The sequence below is a fragment of the Pseudomonas alcaligenes genome, assembly GCF_041729615.1.
GTDB lineage: Bacteria > Pseudomonadota > Gammaproteobacteria > Pseudomonadales > Pseudomonadaceae > Aquipseudomonas > Aquipseudomonas alcaligenes_B.
The window spans coordinates 716,793-738,552 of sequence record NZ_CP154874.1; the positions used below are offsets into that span (position 1 = coordinate 716,793).

Annotated in this window: 23 protein-coding genes; 7 read left to right on the forward strand and 16 right to left on the reverse strand. The window is 64.3% G+C overall.

What is annotated here, in order from left to right; genetic code table 11:
* The first annotated feature begins 5 nt into the window (after nucleotides 1–5).
* From AAG092_RS03415 to AAG092_RS03425, 3 genes are read left to right on the forward strand one after another with little or no spacing between them, the layout of a single operon-like run.
* Nucleotides 6–1,721: a VWA domain-containing protein gene (locus tag AAG092_RS03415; RefSeq protein ID WP_373388551.1), complete on the forward strand. Its 1,716-nt coding sequence runs from the start codon at nucleotides 6–8 to the stop codon at nucleotides 1,719–1,721.
* Nucleotides 1,718–3,352: a BatD family protein gene (locus AAG092_RS03420; protein WP_373388552.1), complete on the forward strand. Its 1,635-nt coding sequence runs from the start codon at nucleotides 1,718–1,720 to the stop codon at nucleotides 3,350–3,352. The genes AAG092_RS03415 and AAG092_RS03420 overlap by 4 nt, the downstream gene beginning before the upstream one ends.
* Before the next feature lie 23 nt (nucleotides 3,353–3,375).
* Nucleotides 3,376–3,993 (forward strand): hypothetical protein, encoded by a 618-nt coding sequence (locus AAG092_RS03425; protein WP_373388553.1) that lies wholly within the window; start codon nucleotides 3,376–3,378, stop codon nucleotides 3,991–3,993.
* A 183-nt stretch (nucleotides 3,994–4,176) separates the two neighbouring features.
* Here the strand turns inward: AAG092_RS03425 and AAG092_RS03430 are convergent, their stop codons facing one another.
* The 5 genes from AAG092_RS03430 to AAG092_RS03450 form a co-directional block, all read right to left on the reverse strand.
* A complete protein-coding gene (locus AAG092_RS03430; RefSeq protein WP_373388554.1) occupies nucleotides 4,177–4,569 on the reverse strand; it encodes a diacylglycerol kinase in 393 nt (130 codons plus the stop codon).
* Nucleotides 4,566–5,171: a lipopolysaccharide kinase InaA family protein gene (locus tag AAG092_RS03435; protein ID WP_373388555.1), complete on the reverse strand. Its 606-nt coding sequence runs from the start codon at nucleotides 5,169–5,171 to the stop codon at nucleotides 4,566–4,568. Before AAG092_RS03435 ends, AAG092_RS03430 begins: the two co-directional genes overlap by 4 nt.
* Before the next feature lie 122 nt (nucleotides 5,172–5,293).
* Nucleotides 5,294–5,986 (reverse strand): class I SAM-dependent methyltransferase, encoded by a 693-nt coding sequence (locus tag AAG092_RS03440; RefSeq protein ID WP_373388556.1) that lies wholly within the window; start codon nucleotides 5,984–5,986, stop codon nucleotides 5,294–5,296.
* Between the two features lie 81 nt (nucleotides 5,987–6,067).
* The gene (locus AAG092_RS03445; protein WP_373388557.1) at nucleotides 6,068–7,333 is read right to left on the reverse strand and encodes a sensor histidine kinase; all 1,266 of its coding nucleotides are present in this window, start codon (nucleotides 7,331–7,333) and stop codon (nucleotides 6,068–6,070) included.
* The gene (locus AAG092_RS03450; protein ID WP_373388558.1) at nucleotides 7,323–8,006 is read right to left on the reverse strand and encodes a response regulator transcription factor; all 684 of its coding nucleotides are present in this window, start codon (nucleotides 8,004–8,006) and stop codon (nucleotides 7,323–7,325) included. Before AAG092_RS03450 ends, AAG092_RS03445 begins: the two co-directional genes overlap by 11 nt.
* A gap of 107 nt (nucleotides 8,007–8,113) precedes the next feature.
* On the opposite strand from AAG092_RS03450, the gene AAG092_RS03455 reads away from it, so the two are divergent.
* Together AAG092_RS03455 and AAG092_RS03460 are read left to right on the forward strand one after the other, a co-directional pair.
* The gene (locus AAG092_RS03455) at nucleotides 8,114–10,072 is read left to right on the forward strand and encodes an LTA synthase family protein (protein WP_373388559.1); all 1,959 of its coding nucleotides are present in this window, start codon (nucleotides 8,114–8,116) and stop codon (nucleotides 10,070–10,072) included.
* A 56-nt stretch (nucleotides 10,073–10,128) separates the two neighbouring features.
* On the forward strand, nucleotides 10,129–10,848 hold the full coding sequence (locus tag AAG092_RS03460) for a phosphatase PAP2 family protein (protein ID WP_373388560.1): 720 nt from the start codon (nucleotides 10,129–10,131) through the stop codon (nucleotides 10,846–10,848).
* 156 nt (nucleotides 10,849–11,004) lie between these two features.
* Here the strand turns inward: AAG092_RS03460 and AAG092_RS03465 are convergent, their stop codons facing one another.
* Nucleotides 11,005–11,934 carry a LysR substrate-binding domain-containing protein gene (locus AAG092_RS03465; RefSeq protein WP_373388561.1) on the reverse strand — a complete coding sequence of 310 codons (930 nt, stop codon included), beginning with the start codon at nucleotides 11,932–11,934 and terminating at the stop codon, nucleotides 11,005–11,007.
* A 115-nt stretch (nucleotides 11,935–12,049) separates the two neighbouring features.
* On the opposite strand from AAG092_RS03465, the gene AAG092_RS03470 reads away from it, so the two are divergent.
* A complete protein-coding gene (locus AAG092_RS03470) occupies nucleotides 12,050–12,442 on the forward strand; it encodes a RidA family protein (RefSeq protein WP_373388562.1) in 393 nt (130 codons plus the stop codon).
* 66 nt (nucleotides 12,443–12,508) lie between these two features.
* On the opposite strand, the gene AAG092_RS03475 is transcribed toward AAG092_RS03470, so the two are convergent.
* The 5 genes from AAG092_RS03475 to AAG092_RS03495 all read right to left on the reverse strand — a co-directional run bounded on the left by AAG092_RS03475 (nucleotide 12,509) and on the right by AAG092_RS03495 (nucleotide 16,404).
* Entirely contained in the window at nucleotides 12,509–13,078 is a 570-nt protein-coding gene (locus tag AAG092_RS03475) for a DUF1285 domain-containing protein (RefSeq protein WP_373388563.1), read from the reverse strand.
* Between the two features lie 36 nt (nucleotides 13,079–13,114).
* Nucleotides 13,115–13,720 (reverse strand): DUF4823 domain-containing protein, encoded by a 606-nt coding sequence (locus AAG092_RS03480; protein WP_373388564.1) that lies wholly within the window; start codon nucleotides 13,718–13,720, stop codon nucleotides 13,115–13,117.
* 72 nt (nucleotides 13,721–13,792) lie between these two features.
* Entirely contained in the window at nucleotides 13,793–14,686 is an 894-nt protein-coding gene (locus AAG092_RS03485; protein ID WP_373388565.1) for a radical SAM protein, read from the reverse strand.
* A 29-nt stretch (nucleotides 14,687–14,715) separates the two neighbouring features.
* A complete protein-coding gene (locus AAG092_RS03490) occupies nucleotides 14,716–15,684 on the reverse strand; it encodes a GTP 3',8-cyclase MoaA (RefSeq protein ID WP_373388566.1) in 969 nt (322 codons plus the stop codon).
* 81 nt (nucleotides 15,685–15,765) lie between these two features.
* Nucleotides 15,766–16,404, reverse strand: a complete 639-nt coding sequence (locus AAG092_RS03495) for a TetR/AcrR family transcriptional regulator (RefSeq protein WP_110682558.1) — start codon at nucleotides 16,402–16,404, stop codon at nucleotides 15,766–15,768.
* A gap of 76 nt (nucleotides 16,405–16,480) precedes the next feature.
* Between AAG092_RS03495 and AAG092_RS03500 the strand changes: the two genes are divergently transcribed.
* The gene (locus AAG092_RS03500) at nucleotides 16,481–17,614 is read left to right on the forward strand and encodes an aminotransferase class V-fold PLP-dependent enzyme (RefSeq protein ID WP_373388567.1); all 1,134 of its coding nucleotides are present in this window, start codon (nucleotides 16,481–16,483) and stop codon (nucleotides 17,612–17,614) included.
* Nucleotides 17,615–17,851: 237 nt separating this feature from the next.
* On the opposite strand, the gene AAG092_RS03505 is transcribed toward AAG092_RS03500, so the two are convergent.
* The 5 genes from AAG092_RS03505 to mltG all read right to left on the reverse strand — a co-directional run bounded on the left by AAG092_RS03505 (nucleotide 17,852) and on the right by mltG (nucleotide 21,759).
* Nucleotides 17,852–18,634 (reverse strand): TatD family hydrolase, encoded by a 783-nt coding sequence (locus AAG092_RS03505; protein WP_373388568.1) that lies wholly within the window; start codon nucleotides 18,632–18,634, stop codon nucleotides 17,852–17,854.
* 73 nt (nucleotides 18,635–18,707) lie between these two features.
* Nucleotides 18,708–19,064, reverse strand: coding sequence for a PilZ domain-containing protein (locus tag AAG092_RS03510; RefSeq protein WP_110682561.1), 357 nt, complete (start codon nucleotides 19,062–19,064; stop codon nucleotides 18,708–18,710).
* Nucleotides 19,065–19,100: 36 nt separating this feature from the next.
* Nucleotides 19,101–20,087 carry a DNA polymerase III subunit delta' gene (locus tag AAG092_RS03515; RefSeq protein ID WP_373388569.1) on the reverse strand — a complete coding sequence of 329 codons (987 nt, stop codon included), beginning with the start codon at nucleotides 20,085–20,087 and terminating at the stop codon, nucleotides 19,101–19,103.
* The gene (gene tmk / locus AAG092_RS03520) at nucleotides 20,080–20,712 is read right to left on the reverse strand and encodes a dTMP kinase (RefSeq protein WP_373388570.1); all 633 of its coding nucleotides are present in this window, start codon (nucleotides 20,710–20,712) and stop codon (nucleotides 20,080–20,082) included. Before tmk ends, AAG092_RS03515 begins: the two co-directional genes overlap by 8 nt.
* 9 nt (nucleotides 20,713–20,721) lie before the next feature.
* Entirely contained in the window at nucleotides 20,722–21,759 is a 1,038-nt protein-coding gene (gene mltG, locus AAG092_RS03525; protein ID WP_373388571.1) for an endolytic transglycosylase MltG, read from the reverse strand.
* Nucleotide 21,760: the final 1 nt, after the last annotated feature.

The window sequence follows — 21,760 nt, forward strand, 5'->3', positions numbered from 1 at the left end:
GCCTGATGGAGATGCTCTGGCCGCACTGGCTGCGCCCCTGGTGGCTGCTCCTGCTGCCGCTGCTCGGCTGGCTGCTCTGGCAGCTGTGGCATCGCCAGCGCCGCAGCGGGCGCTGGCAGGCGCTGCTGCCGGCCGCCTTCCAGGCCGTGCTGCTGTCCGGCGGCCGCGCGCGCAACAACAAGCTGCCGTGGATCGCCCTCGGCCTGGCCTGGCTGCTGGCCCTGCTGGCCCTGCTCGGGCCGAGCTGGCAGCGTCTGGAACAGGCCAGCCAGAAGCGCGCCGACCCGCTGGTGGTCCTGCTCGAACTGACCCCGGCGATGCTCGCCACCGACGCCGCACCCAACCGCCTGGAGCAGGCCAAGCGCAAGTTGCTCGACCTGCTGCAAGCGCGCAGCGATGCGCAGACGGCGATCATCGTCTATGCCGGCAGCGCCCATACCCTGGTGCCGCTGTCTGACGACCTGGCCGCCGCGCGCAACCTGCTGGAGGCGGTCAAGCCGTCGATCATGCCGGAGCCGGGGCGGCGCGCCGACCTGGCAGTGACCAGGGCCCTGGCCCTGCTCGACCAGGGCGCCCAGGGCCGCGGCCGGCTGCTGCTGATCGGCAGCGAACTGAGCGAGGAGGAGCGCGGCGGCATCCGCCAGGCCCTCGGCAACCGTGGCGAGCGCCTGGCCATCCTCGGCATCGGCAGCGCCCAGGGCGCACCGATTCGCGGCGAGGACGGCAGCTTCCTCAAGGACGCCGCCGGTGCCATCCTGGTGCCGCGCCTGGATGGCACCGGCTTGCGCCGCTTCGCCGACGAGCTGGGCGGCCTGTACCGCAAGGCGCGCCTGGACGACGCCGACCTGCAGGGCCTCGACCTGCTCGGCGGGCCCCAGGCCCTGCGCGAGGGCGCCGAGCCGACCCGCCTGCAGGCCTGGGCCGACCAGGGCCACTGGCTGCTGCTGCCGCTGCTGCTGATCGCCGCCTGCGCCGGGCGCCGTGGCTGGCTGTTCTGCCTGCCGCTACTGCTGTCGCTGGTCCCGCAGCCGAGCTACGCCCTCGGCTGGGACGACCTGTGGCTGCGCCCGGACCAGCAGGGCCAGCGCCTGCTGCAGGCGGACAAGCCCAGGGAGGCCGCCGCACGCTTTCAGGACCCGCAATGGCAGGGCGAGGCGCTGTACCGCGCCGGCGACTATGCCGGCGCCGCCGAGCGCTTCGCCCGTGCCGACAGCGCCATCGCCCACTACAACCGTGGCAACGCCCTGGCCAAGGGCAACGAACTGGAGGCCGCGCTGGACGCCTACGACCAGGCCCTGGAACGCGACCCGGGGCTCGCGCCCGCGCAACAGAACAGGGCACAAGTCGAGCAGCTGCTGCGCCAGCAGAAGCAGCAACAGACGCAGCAGCAGAACCAGGACGACCCGCAACAGGACGAGGCCGAGCAGAATGCGCAGGGCGGCCAGCCGCAGCCCGGCGCCGGCCAACCACAGCCCGCGCAGCCACCTTCGGCCGAGCCACCGGCCCCGCAGCCGCAGACGCAGCCGGAGCAGCCCCAGCAGCAGGCCGGCGACGGCCAGGGCAAGCCCGCCGACAACCCGAGCGGCGGCGCCGAGGCGCTCGGCGGCGAGCAGCGCGACGCGCTGGAACAATGGCTGCGGCAGATCCCCGACGACCCGGGCGAACTGCTGCGGCGCAAATTCCTCTACGAACAACAGCAGCGCCAGGAACAGTCCCGATGAAACGCCTGCTTTGCGCCCTCCTCCTCTGCCTCGCCAGCCTGCCGGCGCTGGCCGCCAACCTGTCCGCCACGGTGGACCGGGCACGCCTGAACGAGGGCGAGACCTTCGACCTGTTCCTCGAGTCGGACGACGTCACGGTCTTCGGCATGCCCGACCTGGAGCCGCTCAAGCAGCAGTTCGAGGTGGTCAGCACGCGCCAGGAGAACCGCCTGGCCACCTTCGACGGCAAGACCCGCGCCAGCACCCGCTGGATCGTCACCCTGCTGCCGCGGCAGAGCGGCTACGTGGTGGTGCCGCCGCTGCGGCTGGGCGACGCCGAGAGCCAGCCGATCACCCTGCAGGTGGTCAAGGGCGGCGCCGGCACGGCGGCCGATGGCAAGCTGGCGCCCATCTTCATCGACGCCAGCCTGGACCGCGAGAGCGTCTACGTGCAGGCCCAGGTGGTGCTGACCCTGCGCATCTACCACTCGGTGTCGCTGTACGACGACAGCAGCCTGACGCCGCTGAGCATCCCCAACGCCCGCGTCGAGCAGCTGGGCGACCCGCGCACCTTCGAGACCGACGTCAACGGCGTGCGCCACGGGGTGATCGAGCTGCGCTACGCCATCTTCCCGCAGGAGAGCGGCGAGCTGCTGATCCCCGCCCAGGTGTTCAGCGCCACCCCGGCGCTGCGCGACCGCGACTACAACCCCTTCGGCCCGCGCCCGGGACGCCTGACCCGCGTGCGTTCGCCGGAAATCCCCCTGCAGGTCCGGGCCCGGCCGGCCGCCTGGCCGGCCGACGCACCCTGGCTGCCGGCGCGGGCGCTGAGCCTGAGCGAGGCCTGGAACCCGGAGCCGGACCAGCCCAGCGTCGGCGACTCGCTGACGCGCAACATCATGCTGCGCGCCGAGGGTCTGTCCAGCGCCCAGCTGCCGCCCCTGCCACAGCAGGACAGCCCCGGCCTGCGCCGCTACCCGGACCAGCCGCAGCTGCGCAACGAGAGCAGCGACCGCGGCCTGATCGGCAGCCGCGAGGAGAGCGAGGCACTGGTGCCGAGCCAGAGCGGGCGCCTGACCCTGCCGGAAGTGCGGGTACTGTGGTGGAACACCGACGCGGATCGCCTGGAAACCGCCAGCCTGCCGGCACGCACCCTGGAAGTGGCGAGCAACCCCGAGCTGGAAGTCGACGCCCCAGCGGTCACCGCGAGCACGGCCGGCGCCGCCGACGCCCCCCTGCTGTGGCCCTGGCAGCTGGCCTGCGCCCTGCTCAGCCTGACCACCCTGCTGGGCTTCGGCTTGTGGTGGCGGGCCCGGCGCCAGCCGGCCATCCTGCCGACGGCGCAGAGCGGCCCCAGCCCGCGCACCCTGCTCGACGACCTCAAGCGCGCCTGCCTGGCCAACGACCCGCACGCCACCCGCCAGGCCCTGGATGCCTGGGCCCGCCAGCAGCCGGAAACCCTGGCCGACATGGCCGCGCGCTTCGTGCCGCTGTCCGAGGCCCTCGACGGCCTGAATGGCGCGCTGTACAGCGAAACCGGCAATCAGTGGCAAGGCGAGAGCCTGTGGAAGGCGATCCGCAACCTGCCGCCGCTGGAGGCCGCGGCCAACCCGCAGGAAACCAGCCCGCTGCCACCGCTCTACCCACGCTGACAACCGTTCCAAGGATGGAACCCATGACCCTCAAAGAAGAACTCGCCGCCTTCTACCGCCGCTGCGGCTTCAGCGACACCGCCGACCGCCAGGCCTGCACGGTGCCGGTCTACACCGGCTGCCTGCTGGTGCCGCTGCCGAACATCGAGACGCGGCACATCTACCTGAAGTACCACGACCTGCACCACATCGTGACCGGCTACAGCACCGGGCGCATCGGCGAGGGCGAAGTCAGCGCCTGGGAACTGGGCACCGGCTCGATGCTCAACTCGCCGCTGCTCGGCACCATGAACCTGATCGCCCTATCCACCGGTCTGGTCCTGCAGCCGAAACGCATGTGGCGCGCCTTCCGCCGCGGCTGCCGCAGCCGCAACCTGTACCTGCTGGCCATGCGCGAGAAGATCGACAGCGACCACTGGGCCGACCTGCCCGCCCTGCGCCAGGCGCTGCTGGAGAGCCGCCGCGATCCACTGCCGCTGGCGCTGCGCACCGCCGAGTTCGGTACCTATGCGGCGCTGGCCATGCTGATCCACGCGCTGATCGCCATCCCCGCCATGCTGACCCGCGTGATCACCGATATCGGCCTGGGCTATAGCTTCATCCAGGCGGTGAAGCCAACCAGGCGCACCGATCTGTACTGAACTGAAGGAAGAATCGCGGCCAGGTGGTGGGGGCCGCTAGCGGCCAGAAGCAGACATCCGCTGAAACCAAGAATGGTGAGATGCCTGTTTTAAGGGGGCACTTAACCCACCCCACGCGGGGGGACAAGAGTCTCGCCTGAGCATGAGCTAATTGCTCCTAGACACCATTAGGAACCTACTGGATCATGCCAGGATAGTGCACCAAACAGCTCCGATAGTTATCAGGGCAATGAGCTGGGCAGCGCTTCCCATGTCCTTGGCCCGTTTAGAAAGTGGGTGTACCTCCAGGGATACCCGATCTACTGTCGCCTCTATTGCGGAATTGATCAGCTCCACAATCAGTGCAAGCAGGAGCACACAAACCAGCATCGCTCGCTCGACACTGCTGATATCCAGAGCTATTGCCACAGGGATGAGCAGCGTATTGAGCAGCAATAGCTGGCGAAACGCCGCCTCGCCTCGAAAGGCCGCAAGCAGGCCTGCAATCGAATAACCCAGAGCCCGCACGACACGGGTCAACCCTTTCTGTCCCTTGAGCGAGCGTGCATCTAGTTCGGCAGCTTCCAGATCATTCATTTGGCAGAACCCGCTTCATGGCAAGACTTAGCCAGAAGCCGGCCGTGCTCCTGTAGCAAGTGAATGCAATCAGGCTCCGGGATTGGCCCGCGGTGGCGCCATAACTGGCTCAGGTCATGGCGCGCAGCATCCTTGCCTCGGAGACGTCGCCGACTCTTCTCTAGGTCAAGGATTGCTGTTTCAACAAAGGGAGGCTCGGTATTGCGTGGCACGATTTTGACGAAGATATGCTTCGGGTAGCAGCAGCCGTGCTGCCAGCCTGCTCTGTGCAGGGATGCGAGCATCGAGGCAACTTGGTTCATAACCAACCCCCGCAATGACTGGTCAGGTTTATCAGCGTCGTACCATTGCTCTAGGCTAATAAAGCCAGGCAAGGCCTCCGTGACCAAAAGCGCCTGCCATTGCCCTGCATGCTTGCGAGCAGCCCCGTACACCAGTTTCGGCACACGAATACCCAGATGCGCAAAAGCCCTGTATGCCTTTATCTCGCGTAATACAGTGGGCTGCCCTAAGGGGTGCAATAGTGTTCGATAGGTATGTCCAGCCTGGCGTTTGCAATAGAGCTGCGGACGCCTGGGATCACGAGATTGCAACAGCAGCACACCGCTTTCCCCCCACGCCTCTTGTTTGCGGGCTCTACCCACACACCTTGGCTATGCCACCAGCGATCGAACTCGGTGCTCTGCGGGGCTGGTAGCGAATGGCTGATCAGAATGCCCATCGACTAATCCTCCAGCTTGCGCAGAACGTAGGTACGCCACATGGCATAGCCCGGGAGGAAGTCACGATGGCCAATGACTCTGAACCCTGCCTCTTTGAACTCTGCTTCGATCTCCTCGCGCCTGACCACAAAACGATTTTGGTTCTTTCCTTCCAGCCCCTTCGCGGCCCGGCGACGTTCAAGGCGCTGACGCCGCCAGGACTTGTAATTTCCGTCTACCCAAAGGGAGATGATCACACTGTCGCGCGTGACCCGGTGAAACTCTCGCAGGATGGCCAAACGGTGTTCTGCTGCTTCGATGTGATGGAGAAGCCGAATGCAGAAGATGCAATCGACTGCGTTAGCTCCAAGATCAATGTCGAATGCAGAGGTTTGGAACGTCTTGATGCGCGCCACTATTTCGGAGGGCTGCCCGGCTCGGGCTGTGGCCAACATATCTGCCGAGTTATCTGCGGCCAGAATGACTCGATTCTTATTCTGCGCCAGCATTGGCCAGAAGCGCCCTGCGCCACAGGGCAGGTCTAACAACAGATTGGGCTCACCCGCGAGTCTCAATGCCTGCCGAGCTACCTGCAGGTCACGCCAATGTGATATGCGTCGAGCCAGCCCATCCTGATGCTTGTTCAGATATTCAACGGAGTGCTGGTGATCGTATTTGCGGGAAAATTCGAGCTCGATGGGGGTGTTTTTCGACATGGCCTGGCATCCTCCTGGGGAATGCCCGCCACGATAGAAACGGGGCCATGATGGCCCCGTCAAAAGAATGTGAAAAAAGCGTCAAGCTCGATTCTGCAACACCACCCTAAAGCAACTCCCACTGGGGGGCAGCTCCTTAACACTGATAGTCCAACCTTGGTGTGAGCAGATTCGCTTAACCAAAGAGAGCCCAAGCCCCAATCCCTCACCTCGCGACTGCTCACCGCGGACGAATGGTCGAAAAATTTGCTCATGCTGATCCTCGGGAATGCCCGCCCCACTGTCCTCTACGCGGAATGCGCCAGACTCGACGACCAGCCGGACATACCCAGTCTCCGTGTAATGCCAAGCATTACGCAGCAGATTGGCCAGCACGGTGCGGAGTAGGGTCGGATTGTAGGCCCCCGAATCCAGCCCCTCACTTTGAAACTCAAAGATCAAGCCCTTTTCGTGCATTAGCGGTTCCCAGTGCCTGACCTGCTCGTCCGCAATTTGCTGAAGGCTGCAACTGGCAGCAAACACAGTGTCATTGCTTCTGGCCAGCTGCAGAAAGGTCTGGACCAGGTCCCGCATGTCCTCACTGGCTCGATTGATTCGAGCGAGCTGCTCACGCTGACGGGGTTCGAGAGGGGCTTGTTCAAGTAGCTCGCAAGAGCTAGCGATGACCATCAAGGGCGTACGCAGTTCGTGGCTTACGTCACTGGTGAAAAGCCTCTCCCGCTCGAGCGATTGGCGCAATTGGCCCAGCGTGCTGTCGAATGCTGCGGCCAGCTGTCCAACCTCGTCGTCGGCATACTCCGGGGCCAGCGGTGGGGCCAGTGGATGCAATTGTTCGCGATGGCGCACTTGCTGAGCCAGCCTGCTGACAGGGGTCATGACCCTCTTTGCCATCAACAACCCCAGGCCCCAGGCCCCCACTACCGAAAGTAGAAAGCCGGCCAGCACCACACTGAACAGGGCTTTCTCGCGGGCCTCGAACTCATGTTGCTCCTGCACAAGCAAGTAGCGTTCGCCGTTGATGATCTGCGTATAGGCATAGAAAGCCTGGTCACCATCGACGATCTCAGAGAAACCAGTTGATAAGTTGGCGTATTCATTTGGAAGCGCGTACCCAGCGATGCTGGATGCATAGAAGCGTGTGCTGGAGTCCAGACGAGGCGAATGACCATTACCCAGATCGTTCTGCAGGACCTCCTGAAGCTCGCGGTGCATCTCTTCAGAGACCAGATGCTCTTCTATCAAATGCACAATGGCGACTATACCCAGAGCGAATACGCCGCTAACCAATGTCGTCATCAGTACGAAGGCCGCAACTATACGGCGCAGCAGTGGCTGCCTAGTGCGCATTAGTATCCTCCGCCAATCGATAGCCCACTCCATGCTGGGTATGTAGCAGAGCTACGGAAAATGGCTTATCGATCACCTGACGCAACTGGTGGATGTGGCTGCGCAAGCTATCGCTGTCTGGACAATTATCGCCCCAGAGCGCCTCTTCTAATGACTCCCTACGCACTACTGCAGGACTTCTCTGCATCAGTACTTCAAGCAGCTTCATACCAAGCGGGTTGAGCTTCAGTGGCTTTCCCGCCCGGGTGATGCTCAGGGTGTCGAGGTCATAGACTAGGTCAGCGACTTGCAGCAGGCGCTTACGTTTGCCATGCGCGCGACGGAGGATGGCTTCTATACGAGCCACTAGCTCGGAAAGTGCAAAAGGTTTGATCAGATAATCGTCGGCCCCGGCACGCAAACCATGCAGACGATCATCCAGAGCATCCCGGGCAGTCAGCATGAGGATGGGGATGTCACTTCGCGCCTCTTCTCGCAAGCGCCGGCAAAGCTGGAGCCCATCAATGCCAGGCAGCATGATATCCAGCACGATAAGGTCGAAGGGTTGGCTAGTGGCCAGATGCAATCCACTCAACCCGTCTTGAGCGCAATCTACGGTGTACCCCTTGAGCTCAAGGTAATCCAGCACATTGGCAAGAATGTCCCGATTGTCTTCGATCACCAGAACGCGCATAGGCGATATCTCTACACATGAATTGACGCTTTTTTCACATCCCGTTGACGTGCTTCTCACGCTCACACCAGCAGACTGCGGCTCGTTTACTCCAGCAGGATCATACGATGCCACAGCTTCGATACGCACAACCGAGATATCTGAGTCTGCTCTTGGGGAGCTGGCTTTTGGTGTTCTTCATTACACGCACCGTACTGCTATTGTCCCATTTGGCTGATGCAGATGCAGGTGCCTTGGATTTTCTGCGCCTATACGCCATCGGCTTGGTCTATGACCTGAGCTTCCTGCTTTATGCGGCATTGCCTCTGGCTCTCTATCTGCTGCTCTGCCCGAATCGCTTCTGGCGAAGCTTGACCCACAGAGCCGTTCTCTGTGCACTCACCAGCATCAGCCTGTTTGCCATGTTGTTCACTGCAGTGGCCGAATGGCTGTTCTGGGACGAGTTTGGCGTACGTTTCAACTTCATTGCGGTGGACTATCTGGTCTACTCCGAGGAAGTGATCAACAATATTCTTGAGTCCTACCCAATCTATCCGCTACTTGCACTGCTGGCCGCTCTGGCGATCGGTGTCACCGTAGCGCTCAAGCGACCACTGTCTGCAGTGTTTAATGCGGAGCCACAGCCAAAATCTAAAGCCCTATTATTCTTTGGCTCCCTTGCTCTGGCATCTTGCAGCGTCAGCCTGGTCATTGGCCAAGATTATCCGCTTGGCATGGGGGGCAATGTTTACCAGCGAGAGCTCGCTAGTAACGGTCCCTTTCAGTTTTTTGCCGCGTTTCGCAACAATGAGCTGGACTACCGACGTTTCTATTCGACCTTACCGGATGAGCGTGCAGGCCAATTGCTGCGTGAAGAGATTAGCGAAGCGAATGCTCGGTTCGTCGGTGAGGATCCGCTCGATATTCGTCGTGTCATCGACAATCCAGGCCAGGAACAGCGGCGCAATGTCATCCTGGTGACTATTGAAAGCTTAAGCGCTAAGTACTTGGGGAGCTTTGGTGATCCGCGCCATCTGACGCCTAATCTTGACCAGCTTCGCAGCAATAGCTTGTTCTTCAATAACTTCTATGCCACCGGCACTCGGACTGATCGCGGGCTAGAAGCCATTACCCTATCTATCCCGCCGACCCCGGGACGCTCAATCGTCAAGCGTATTGGTCGCGAATCCGGCTATGCCAGCCTTGGGCAACAACTTCAGGCCAAGGGCTACGACAGCGTTTTCCTCTACGGAGGTCGCGGCTACTTCGACAACATGAATGCTTTCTTTGGCGGTAATGGTTATCGCATTGTCGACCAGAGCAGTGTGGCTGAGGAGGACATGCAATTTCAGAATGCCTGGGGCATGGCCGATGAAGACCTCTATATACAGGCATTGAAGGTTGCGGACCAAGATTATGCTGCTAACAAGCCATTCTTCTTACAGCTGATGACGACATCTAACCACAGGCCTTACACCTATCCCGATGGTCGTATCGACATTCCTTCTGGAGAGGGGCGCGAGGGCGCAGTCAAGTACACCGACTATGCAATCGGCCAGTTCCTTGCGCAGGCACGCCAAAAACCCTGGTTCAACAATAGCGTGATCATCTTCGTGGCTGATCACACGGCTGGAAGTGCAGGTAAGGAGGATCTGCCTGTAGCTAACTATCACATCCCGCTATTTATTCTGGCACCGGGGCTGCTTACTCCCAGAGAGGTGTCAACGCTGGCAAGCCAGGTTGATATTGCCCCAACTCTGCTAGGCCTACTCAATATCGACTATGTGTCGACTTTCTACGGGCGCAACGTACTTGCCGACGAGACTCGGCCAGGTCGCGCCCTACTTGGTAACTATCAACATCTGGGGCTATTCGATGGACGGGACCTGGCCATCTTGAGTCCGCGCCAGGGAATGCGGAAGCATAGCGACGCGCTGGGCCTAAGTCGCGAGCAAGAAGTAGACAAACAAGATCAGTTGCTAAGTCGGAACATTGCGTACTACCAGGGAGCCAGCCATGCGTTTGCCAAGCATCTGATTGCCTGGCGTGCGCAACCTGCCGAAGCCACAAATCTCAGCAAGCGCTAGCCGCCAACCCAGTCATCTCGGTGCCACTAGAGGTGGCTCCGCATTAGAGTGCATCCATGATATCGCGACCGTTCAACTTCACTCTTGCTCTCACTATTCCAATAGCGCTGATGGGGCTTCTTTTATTAGTCGACCCAGCTCCGCTGGACTTCGCCCTGGCTCGTTTATTTTATACGCCAGGTGAAGGTTTCATTGGAAAGCACAGCTTTTGGCTTGAGGACATACTGCATGATCGTGCGAAACAAGCGGTAATACTGCTAGGCGTACTCGCAATAACTGGCTTTATCCTAAGCCTGCTGCCCACGCGCTTGCGTAGCCGGCGACAACAACTAGGCTACCTCGTTCTGGCTCTAGGACTGTCCACCAGTATTGTAAGTCCGTTGAAAACACTGACCGGTGTGCAGTGCCCCTGGAGTCTCAGTGAGTTTGGCGGCCATGAGGTCTTCACGCCCCTCCTCGGCAAAAGAGCTCCGACTGCCGAACCCGGTCGCTGCTGGCCAGGAGGGCATGCATCGGCAGGCTTTTCCTTACTTGCATTCTTCTTTGCATTACGGGATAGGAACCCGCGACTCGCTGGTGCAGCGTTAGTCGGGGCGTTAGCTCTAGGAACAGTATTCTCGGTGGGTCGAATGATGCAGGGTGCTCATTTTCTATCCCACAATCTGTGGACCCTGCTGTTCGATTGGGTGATCTGTCTGCTCTGCTATCGCCTGATACTTTATCGCCCTGCTAGAGAATGCAGTGAATCACGGACTTATAGCCTAGAAGGGGCTTGAGCCCCCAATAGCTTAACGTTGGAGGTCCGCTTTTGGCCGTAAGCTGCCCCTGACCTCAGGTGGAACATCGACCCACGCCGACCGGAATACCACTCCGTGCCAAGGCAACATGATTTGGGCGCCGGCCGATGCATCGCTCGGCGGGTAGGCCCTCGGCTACACGCCCTGCGCCTCGCTCAAGCCAATTCGCGGCGCATGCTCTGCCGCCAGCTCCACCACCCAATCGATGAAAACCCGCAGCTTGGCGCTGACATGCCGGTTGGGCGGGTAGGCCAGGTAGAGCGGCATCGGCTCCAGTTGCCAGTCCTCGAACAGCGGCAGCAGCGCCCCGCTCGCCCGGTGGGCCTTGGCCATGTATTCCGGTAGCCAGAGGATGCCCAGACCGGCCAGGCCGGCGGCGAGGTAGGCGTTGCCGTCGTCCACCGCCAGCGCCTGGCGGCCCTGCAGGGCGATGCGCTCGTCGCCGCGCCGCATGATGCCGGAGAACGCCTGACGAGTGCGGGCGCCGAGGAAGCTGACGATCTGCTGCCCCGCCAGTTCGCTCGGGTGAGCGGGCACGCCGGCGCGTGCCAGGTAGCCGGGCGCCGCGTACACGCCGATGCGCAGGTCGCCCACATGCCGGGCCACCAGCGACTGGTCGGTGATGGCGCCGCCGCGGACCACGCAGTCCACGTTGTCGCCGACCAGGTCGACATGGCGGTCGCTGACGCCCAGGTCGAGCTGGATCTCCGGGTAGCGCTCGTGAAAGGCCGGCAGCGCCGGGATCAGGATCAGGCTGGCGAAGGGGCTGGGCACGTCCACCCGCAGGCGGCCGCGCGGCGCGCTGGCGGCGGCGGACAGGCTGGTCTCGGCGTCGTCCATGTCGGCCAGCAGGCGGATCACCCGCTCGTAGTAGGCGGCGCCGTCGGCGGTGACATTGACTCTGCGCGTGGTGCGGTTGAGCAGGCGCACGCGCAGCCTTGCCTCAAGCTGCTGTACCAGTTGGGTGACGCTAGTCTTGCTCATGTGCAGGGTGTCGGCGGCCTTGGTGAAGCTGCCGGTTTCCACCACGCGGGCGAAGGCCTGCATCGCATCGAAACGGTCCATCGCGACTCCCGATTGTTTGGATTCTACAAACAGTGATGGACAGTGTTGCGCGTTTATCGGGTTGGCGCACGCGCCTAGAGTCGCTCCATCGATAACCACCGATGGAGAGAGACCGATGACAACCCGTGATGTGATTTTCCCGCCCGACCGCCATGCCCTGTACGAGCTGCACCGCTATTCGCCGGCGATTCGCTCCAATGGCTTCCTGTTCGTCTCCGGCCAGGTCGGCAGCCGCAAGGATGGCTCGGCCGAACCGGACCTCGCGGCCCGGGTACGCCTGGCCTTTGCCAACCTCAACGCGATCCTGGCCGAGGCCGGCAGCAGCTTCGATGATGTGGTCGACACGACCATCTTCATGGTCGATCCCGACTCCAAATTCGAGACCATCTGGGAAGTAGCGGCCGAGTTCTGGGGCGAAGCGCCCTACCCGACGGTGACCGCTCTCGGCGTGACCTGGCTGTCCGGCTTCGACTTCGAGATCAAGGTGATCGCCAGGCTGCCGCAGTAGGCCTGCAGCAAAAAGCCCCCGGTATGGCGACCGAGGGCTTCTGGCGATACGCGCGAAAGCGCGGAGCTATTCCGGCTGCAACCCGATGGGGAAGAATTCGCCGCCGCTCCAGACGCCCAGCCAGGTCTGTCCGTCGATCTGCCGCTCCACAGCCAGGTCGACCAGCTGGTAAAACACGTTGCGGTGCACCAGCGCCTCCAGGTTGCGCCGCACATGCAGGTAGGGCGACGGCTCCTGAGTCGCGGGGTCTATCTCGACTCGCAGCGGGTGCTCGGCGCCGGCCTCCACCTCTTCGTCGACATTGGTGGTGAAACGCAGCAACTGCCCTTCACCCTCGCCTTCCGCCTGCAGGGTCACGGCCACGAAGGGCGCGTCGTCTACGACGATGCCGACCTTCTCCACCGGGGTGACCAGGAAGTACTTGTCGTCATCGCGGCGGATGATGGTGGAGAACAGCTTGACCATCGGCTTGCGCCCGATCGGCGTGCCCAGGTAGTACCAGGTGCCGTCACGGGCGATGCGCATGTCGATGTCGCCGCAGAAATCCGGGTTCCACAGATGCACCGGCGGCAGGCCCTTGCCCTCGCCCTTGGGAATCTGCACCAGCAGGTCGCCGGCCTTGCCCGGATCGGTCATGCGTGTCTCTCCTCGTGTCCAGCCGCCAGTATGGCGCTACCGCGGGCTGACGCCCAGCAGGGTGCGGGCATACTGCTCGAAGGGGGCGCGCAGCTGGTCGGCCGGCTGGTTGTCGTAGAACGTCAGGATTCCGCCACGATTGCGGATGCGCGCGGTATCCACCAGATAGCGGGTGTTGGTCTCGATCAGCATCAGCTGCAGCACACCGCTGTCGACGCCGAGGCGGTCGAGGGCCTCCTCGTCCTCCCACTCCTCCACCGTGCCGATGCGGTCGTCGGCGTCGGCGAAGCGGGTGTAGAGCAGGTAGTGGGCGCCGGCGGTACGCGCCTCATTCATCGCCTCGTCCAGGCCTAGCGGCGTCGGCGAGCGACGCACCAACGGGAAGTACTCGACGAAGGCCTTGAAGGCCTCGTCGGCCACCACGTTGGGCCGCGGCGACGCGCCGCCGGGCGGATTGTAGTGGCTCTGCGCGATGTACACGAAGGAGTCGGCCTGCAACCGCCAGGAGGCGGAGCGGCGGGTGTCGCTGTGATCCAGCACGCCGGCATCGCGCAGGTGGTATTCGGCGCCGGCGGCCAGGTCGCTGGTCTTCATGCAGCCACCGAGCGCACACAGCGCCAGCAGCAGAATCAGGCTACGCATTGCAGTTCCTCCCTGCCGGTGACGGAAAACCGGCGGATAGAGAGACATAGCAGCTTCCGCGCCAACCCTGCCTCACAGGCCGCGTTGCCATTCCTGGCGCAGCCTGGCCTGCTCCGGCCGCTCGATGGCCTGGCGTACCTGGGCCAGCAGCCGGGCCTTGTCGGCGCCCAGGTTGCCCTTGAGCACCAGGTAGTTGGAGGCGTGGTCGCTGCGGAACACGGTGTCGTTCAGCTCCAGGCCCTGCAGCAGGCGCTCCACCTCGCGGAACAGCTGCTGCTGGTCGAGCGCCTGGAAGTCGGCGAAGCCCTCGCGGAAACGCGCCTCGCCCAGGGGGAAGCTGACCACCAGGGTGGAGAGGTATTCCGGCTGGGCCGCGTTCATCAGGCGCGCCGAGTTGTCGGCATGCTGCTCGCTCAGGGTCGTGCCGCCGAGGCCGTTGAGGATCATCACCGAGCGGGTGATGCCGGCCGCGCCGAGTTTCTCCAGGGCGCTGAGGCTGGAGTCGAAGGTCTCGCCCTTGTTGACCCGCGCCAGCACCTCGTCGTCGCCGGACTCGCAGCCGACATAGGCCATCTTCAGGCCGGCGTCGGCCAGTTCCTTGAGCTCGTCCACCGACTTCTTGCGCAGGTTGCGCGGCAGGCAGTAGCTGGAGACGCGCTCGACTTCGGGCATATGTTCGCGAATGGCCTGCAGGATATTCAACAGACGCCGGGTCGGCAGCACCAGGGCGTCGCCGTCGGCGAGGAACACCCGCTGCACGATCAGCCGTTCGCCGGCGCGGCGGATCTCCTCCAGCACCTGGTCCTCGTCACGGGCACGGAATTTCTTCTGCGGCTGGGTGTACATCTCGCAGAAGGTGCAGTGGTTCCAGGAACAGCCGTTGGTCACCGGCAGAATCAGCGAGTGGGCTTCGCTCGGCGGACGGAACACCGGCTCGATATAGGCGATGGGGAATTCGGCAGACATGGGTTTCTGGCTTGGTACGGGGCGGCCGGTCAGCCGCCGATGATTTTCATGACGGTAACGCCACCGGCGAAAGCGACGTCCTGCTTGTCCGCCAGGGCGCGCACCAGCAGGCGCTGCAGGGCTGGAAGGGCCTGGTGGCGCGGCTTGTCGAGGAGATCGCCGACATAGTGGCGGTTGCTCGACGACAGGCAGCCGTGCAGCCAGCCGGTGGAGGACAGGCGCAGGCGCGAGCAGGTGCGGCAGAACGGCACGCTCTCGTTGGCGATCACACCGAAGAAGCCGCGCCCGGGAATCTCGTAGCGCAGCGCGGTGGCATCCAGCGGTGCCTCGGCCTGGACGAATTCATGGCGCTCGGCCACCGCCGCCAGCAGCTCGGGCATGCCGTAGAACTGCTGCTGGAAGCTGGCGCCCTCGCGGGCCAGGTGGCCCATGCGCATCAGCTCGATGAAGCGCAGCTCGAAGCCACGCGCCAGGCAGTAGTCGAGCATCGGCAGCACCTGCTCGTGGTTCTGCCCGCGCAGCGGCACCATGTTGATCTTGATCTTCAGCCCGGCCGCCCGCGCTTCCTCCAGGCCCTGCAGTACGGTCGCCAGGTCACCGCCACGGGCGATGCGGCGGAAGGCCTCGGGGTCGAGGGTATCCAGGGACACGTTGATGCGCTTGAGGCCGCACTCCAGCAGCAGCGGTAGCTTGCGCGCGAGCAGCTGGCCGTTGCTGGTCAGGCTGATGTCCTGCAGGCCCAGGCGGCTGACGCCCCGCAGGAAGTGCTCGAGCTTGGGGCTGACCAGCGGCTCGCCACCGGTGATGCGCAGGCGCTCGATGCCGGCCGCCTCGATCAGGTAGGCCACGCCGCGCACCATGGCCTCGGCGGACAGCTCGTCCTGCGCCGCGACCAGGCGCTTGCCGTCCGGCACGCAGTAGGTGCAGGCATAGTTGCAGGCGGCGGTCAGGCTGATGCGCAGGTTGCGGAAACGCCGCCCCTGGTGGTCAACGATCATGGAGAGCTCCGGCAGTGTTCAATCCGGAGTATATGCCCGCCGCCGATGGCAAAGAACGCATCATTGGCGGGCTGAATGGCATCAGGCGTTCGGCGCTTCGCCGTCGCGCTTGCGCTTGTTGCCCATGCGCACGCCGATGTCCATGAGGAACTGGAAGAAGCCATCCTGATCCTCCAGCACGCTGCTCCAGAACGGCGAGTGGTACAGCGCCACGGCGCCATGCACCAGGGCCCAGGCGGCACAGTAGTGGAAGTACGGCGGCACGTCCTCCAGCTTGCCCTCCTCGATACGGCCCTTGATCAGCTGGGTCAGGCGCTCGAAGTTGGAAGTACGGATCTTGTGCAGCTGCTCGACCATCTCCGGCACCTGATTGCCCTTGACCACCTTCTCTTCCAGGCGGTCGAACAGGCGGTAGCGCTGCGGGTCGCGCATGCGGAACTCGAAGTAGGCGCGCGCCAGCGCTTCCTTGTCCTTGGCCACGTCCTCGGACAGCAGCAGGGCGTTGAGGTCGCGCTCGTAGTCGAGCATCAGGCGCAGGTAGACCTCGGCCTTGGACTTGAAGTGCTTGTAGATGGTGCCTTTGCCGATACCGACGGCGTCGGCGATCATCTCGACGGTGACGCTGTCTTCACCCTGTTCAAGGAAGAGCTTGAGCGCGGTATCGAGAATTTCCTGTTCGCGACGGCGGAATTCACGGACTTTGCGAGGTTCTTTGTTCATAAAGTGACTACAGGATGAAAAATCGAGGCGCATTATTATGCCTGTTCAGCACGAAAATGCACGGATCATCGGCCCAATGCTCAATCTAAGCGACGAATTCCCTCTGATTGCCGGCCTGCGCTACCTCAATCACGCCGCTGTCGCCCCCTGGCCAAAGCGTGCCGGCGAGGCCGTGCGGCGCTTCGCCGAGGCCAATGTGAGCGTCGGCGCCCGCGACTATCCCGAGTGGCTGAAGGTGGAAAAGCGCCTGCGCGAACGCTTCCGGCGCCTGCTCAACGCCCCGGGCACGGCCGATATCGCCCTGGTGAAGAACACCTCCGAGGCCCTGTCGTTCGTCGCCTTCGGCCTGGACTGGCGCGCCGGCGATCAGGTGGTGATCAGCGACGAGGAGTTCCCCTCCAACCGCATCGTCTGGGAGGCGCTGAAGCCGCGCGGCGTCGAGGTGGTGCAGGTCGGCCTGGGTGGCAGCGACCCGGAGGCCGCCCTGCTGGCCGCCTGCGGGCCGCGCACGCGGCTGCTGTCGATCAGTTCGGTGCAGTACGCCAGCGGTCTGCGCCTGGACCTGCCGCGCCTCGGTGCCGCCTGCCGCCAGCGCGGCGTGCTGCTGTGCGTGGATGCCATCCAGCAGCTCGGCGCCCAGCCCTTCGACGTGCAGGCCTGCGACTGCGCCTTCGCCATGGCCGACGGGCACAAGTGGCTGCTCGGCCCGGAAGGCCTCGGCGTGTTCTATTGCCGCAGCGACCTGCGCGAGCGGCTGGCCCTGCACGAATACGGCTGGCACATGCTGGAACACGCCGGCGACTACAGCCGCACCGACTGGCAGCCGGCGCGCAGCGCCCGGCGCTTCGAGTGCGGCAGCCCGAACATGCTCGGCGCCATGGCCCTGGAGGCCAGCCTGTCGCTGCTCGAGGAAGTGGGCATGGTGCAGGTGGCGGCACTCATCGAGGAGCGGGTGCTGCAGCTGCAGGAAGGCTTGCAGCGCCTCCCCGGCATCCACCTGCACAGCCCGCTCAACCCGGCACGGCGCGCCGGTATCCTGACCTTCAGCCTGGACGACTGGGACCACCAGGCGCTGTTCGCGCGCCTGCGCGAACAGCAGGTGATCTGCGCGCAACGGGGCAAAGGCATCCGTTTTTCCCCGCATTTCTACACGGATCCCGCCGTGATCGAGCAAAGCCTGGACGTGCTGAGCCAGCTGCGACAAGGCTGAGTGCTCAGCAGCTGCGGCGGTATTCCAAATACGTTTAAGAAAGGCTCGCAACCAATCTGGACGAAGGGCAATCCTGGCCAATACTTGGGATTACTGGTGCGCGGCATCTCCCCCCAAGTGCCCCGCCAGTCGAGGTACCGTGGATCGCGTACCTTGTTTTACTCCTAATGGTCTTGACCCGGATTCATCCCCCAGAACCCGGGTTTTTTTTGTCCGCGTTTTTTGCGAACCGAGCTATCAGGCCACGCGGGCCAGGGGGAACAGGCGCTGGAAATTGGCCGTGGTCTGCGCGGCCAGGTCCTCGAAGCGCTCGCCGCGCACCATCGCCAGGAATTCCGCCACCTCGCGCACGTATTGCGGCAGGTTGGGCTTGCCGCGATGGGGAATGGGCGCCAGGTAAGGCGAGTCGGTCTCCACCAGCAGGCGGTCGGCCGGCACCTTGCGCGCCACCTCGCGCAGGGCGTCGGCATTGCGGAAGGTGACGATGCCGGACAGCGAGATGTAGAAGCCGATGTCCAGCGCCGCCCTGGCCATGTCCCAGTCCTCGGTGAAGCAGTGCAGCACGCCGGCCTGCGGCAGCGCCGCCTCGCGCAGCAGCGCCAGGGTGTCGGCACGCGCCTCGCGGGTGTGCACGATCACCGGTTTGCCGGTGATCTTCGCCGCCTCCAGGTGCAGACGGAACGACTGCTGCTGCAGCTCGGCCGCCTCCGGCTCGTAGTGGTAGTCAAGGCCGGTTTCGCCAATGGCCACCACATGCGGGTGGTTCAGCTCGCCGAGCAGCCAGTCCAGTGCCGGCGCCTCGCCCTGTTCCAGGTCCAGTGGATGCACGCCCACCGAGCAGTCGACGTCGGCATAGCGCTCGGCCAGGGCCTTTACCGCGCCGGCGTTGGCGGCGCTGACGCCGATGCACAGGAAGTGCTGCACGCCACGGGCACGGGCGGCAGCCAGCGCCGCATCGAGGGAACTGTCATGGGCCGCCAGGTCGAGGCGGTCGAGGTGGCAGTGGGAATCAACCAGCATGGAATTTCTCTGTCTCTGAAATGACGAAGCGCCCGATTCGGGCGCTTCTACCTTGAAGCTCGATGTCCGCCAATCACATGGTGTGGGTCGGGCGATCCGATTTCAGCGCACCGGCCAGGTAAGTCTCGATCTTGTTGCGCGCGGTGTTGTCGCCGTCGTTGAACTGCACGCCGACACCGGCGGCGCGGTTGCCCTGGGCGCCCTTGGGGGTGATCCATACCACCTTGCCGGCCACCGGGATCTTCTCCGGCTCGTCCATCAGGTTGAGCAGCATGAACACTTCGTCGCCCAGCTTGTAGCTCTTGGCGGTGGGGATGAACAGCCCGCCGTTCTTGATGAACGGCATGTAGGCGGCATACAGCACCGACTTGTCCTTGATGGTGAGGGACAGGATGCCGTTACGCGGTCCCAGATTCGGTGGCAAACTCATGCGCTAATCCTGGCAACTTAATCCAATTTCTCGATTCTAGCCCGGTCCGGGCAGGCTTGCCCACTGCACCAGCAGGGCTTCGAGAAGCAAAGCACCGTTCAGGTTGGCCTTGCCCAGCACCTTCTGCCGTTGCTGCAGCAACCAGTCCTGCATGGCCAGCAGCTTATGCTGGGGGGTCTTGTCGGCCAGATACTGCACCACCTTGCGCATATCGGCCAACCCCAGCCCCGCCTCGTCGCGGCTCAGCTGGTAGCGCAGCATCAGCTGCGCCCAGTCGCAGAACCAGTCGAACAGCATGGCCATCGGCAGGTTCTTCCAGGCCTCGGCCAGCTGACTGGCAGTGGCCTGCTGCTTGAGCAGCTTCTTCACTCCCTCGACCACCAGCGCGCGCTGCTCCAGCACGCCCTGGCCGTGCAGGCGTCGGGCCAGCAGCGGCGAGCCGGCGGCCAGGGCCAGTAGCTCGCGGTGCTGCTCCTCGCTGCATTCCGGCAGCGCCTGGGCCAGCCAGGCCAGGCTCTGCGCCTCACTCGGCAGCGGGCAGGCCTGCTGCACGCAACGGCTCTTCACGGTCGGCAGCAAGCGGCTGGGCTGGTGGCTGACCAGCAGCAGCACGGTGTCACCGGAGGGCTCCTCCAGACTTTTCAGCAGGGCGTTGGCGGCGTTGAGGTTCATCGCCTCCACCGGTTCCAGCAGCACCACCTTGCGCCCGCCGAGCTGCGCGGTCTGCACCACGAAGCCGACCAGCTCGCGCACCTGGTCGACCTTGATCGCCTTGTCCGCTTCTTCCGGCTCCAGCACGAACAGGTCCGGATGGGTGCCGGCGGCCAGCAGGTGGCAGGCCTTACACTGGCCGCAGGCATCCAGGCCGTCAGGCTTCTGGCACAGCAGCCGGGCCATCAGGCGTTCGGCCAGGTCACGCTTGCCGATGCCGGCCGGGCCGTGCAGCAGGTAGGCATGGGCATGCCGCGGGCGGCTGGCCAGCTGCTGCCAGAGCGGCGCCTGCCAGGGATAGGCCTCAGCCACGGCAGCGCTCCAGAATCTCCGGCAGCAGCGCATCGAGATCGCGCTGCACCGCTTCCAGCGGCTGCACCGCATCCAGCACGCGGTAACGCGCGGGCGCGGCTTCGGCGCGGCCCAGGTAGGTGCGCCGCACCGCCTCGAAGAAGGCCTGGCCTTCCTGCTCGAAGCGATCCAGGCGGCCACGGGCGGCGGCGCGGGACAGGCCGACCGCCACCGGCAGGTCGAACACCAGGGTCAGGTCCGGGCGCAGCTCGCCCTGGACGAAACGCTCCAGTTCGGCGATGCGCGCCTCGCTCAGACCACGACCGCCGCCCTGATAGGCATAGGTGGCATCGGTGAAGCGGTCGCACAGCACCACGGCGCCGCGCGCCAGGGCCGGACGGATGACCTGCGCCAGGTGCTGGGCGCGGGCGGCGAACACCAGCAGCAGCTCGGTGTCGCTGGCCATCGTCTCGTCGCTCGGCGCCAGCAGCAGCTCGCGGATGCGCTCGGCCAGCGGCGTGCCACCGGGCTCGCGACTCAGCACTGCCTCGATGCCCCGCTCGCGCAGGCGCGCGGCGAGGTATTCGCGGTTGGTGCTCTTGCCGGCCCCTTCCGGGCCTTCCAGGGTGATGAACAGACCGCTCACGGGGTTTCCTTATCTGGGCGCAGGGCTGGAACGGTAGTCGGCGCGGCGCTTGAGCTGGTACTCGCGCACGGCACGGTTGTGCTGCTCCAGGGTTTCCGAGAATACATGGCTGCCGTCGCCGCGGGCGACGAAGTACAGGCTGCGCCCGTCCACCGGGTTCAGCGCGGCGTGGATCGCCTCGCGGCCGGCCAGGGCGATGGGGGTCGGCGGCATGCCGTCGATCACATAGGTGTTGTAGGGCGTCGACTCCAGCAGGTGGGCGCGGGTCAGGTTGCCGTTGTAGCGCTCGCCGAGGCCGAAGATCACCGTCGGGTCGGTCTGCAGGCGCATGCCGCTGCGCAGCCGACGGACGAACACGCCGGCGATCTGCCCGCGCTCCTCGGCCACGCCGGTCTCCTTCTCCACCATCGAGGCCATGATCAGTGCGTCGTAGGGCTTGCGGTACGGCAGGCCCTCGGCGCGACGGACCCACTCCTCCTGCAGCACCTGGTCCAGGCGGTCGCGGGCCTGCCTGAGCAAGTCCAGGTCGCTCATGCCGCGCACATAGCGATAGGTGTCGGGGAAGAAACGCCCCTCGGGGCTGACGCCAGCCAGGTCGAGGCGCGCCATCAGCGCTTGGTCGTCGAGATCGGCCAGGCTCTGCTTCAGCGCCTCCTGGCGTGCCAGGGCGGCGCGGACCTGGCGGAAGTTCCAGCCTTCGACCAGGGTCAGGCTGTACTGCACCACCTCGCCACGGCGCCACAGGTCGAGCAGATCGCGCGCGCGCTGTTGCGGGGTCAGGCGGTACTCGCCGCTGTGCAGGGCCTGGCCCGGCAGGTTGAAGCGCCAGTACAGACGCAGCCAGAAGGCGCCGTCGAGCACGCCCTCGCTCTCCAGGCGATTGAGCAGGCCACCCGGGGTATCGCCCGGCACCACCTCGACCAGGCGTTCACCCTCCAGCCTGAGCGGCTGGTTGAGGGCACTGTGCAGACGCCAGCCGGCCAGGGCCGAGGCCAGCACCAACAGCGCCAGGCCGATGGCCAGCAGCAACAGCAACTTGCGAATCACG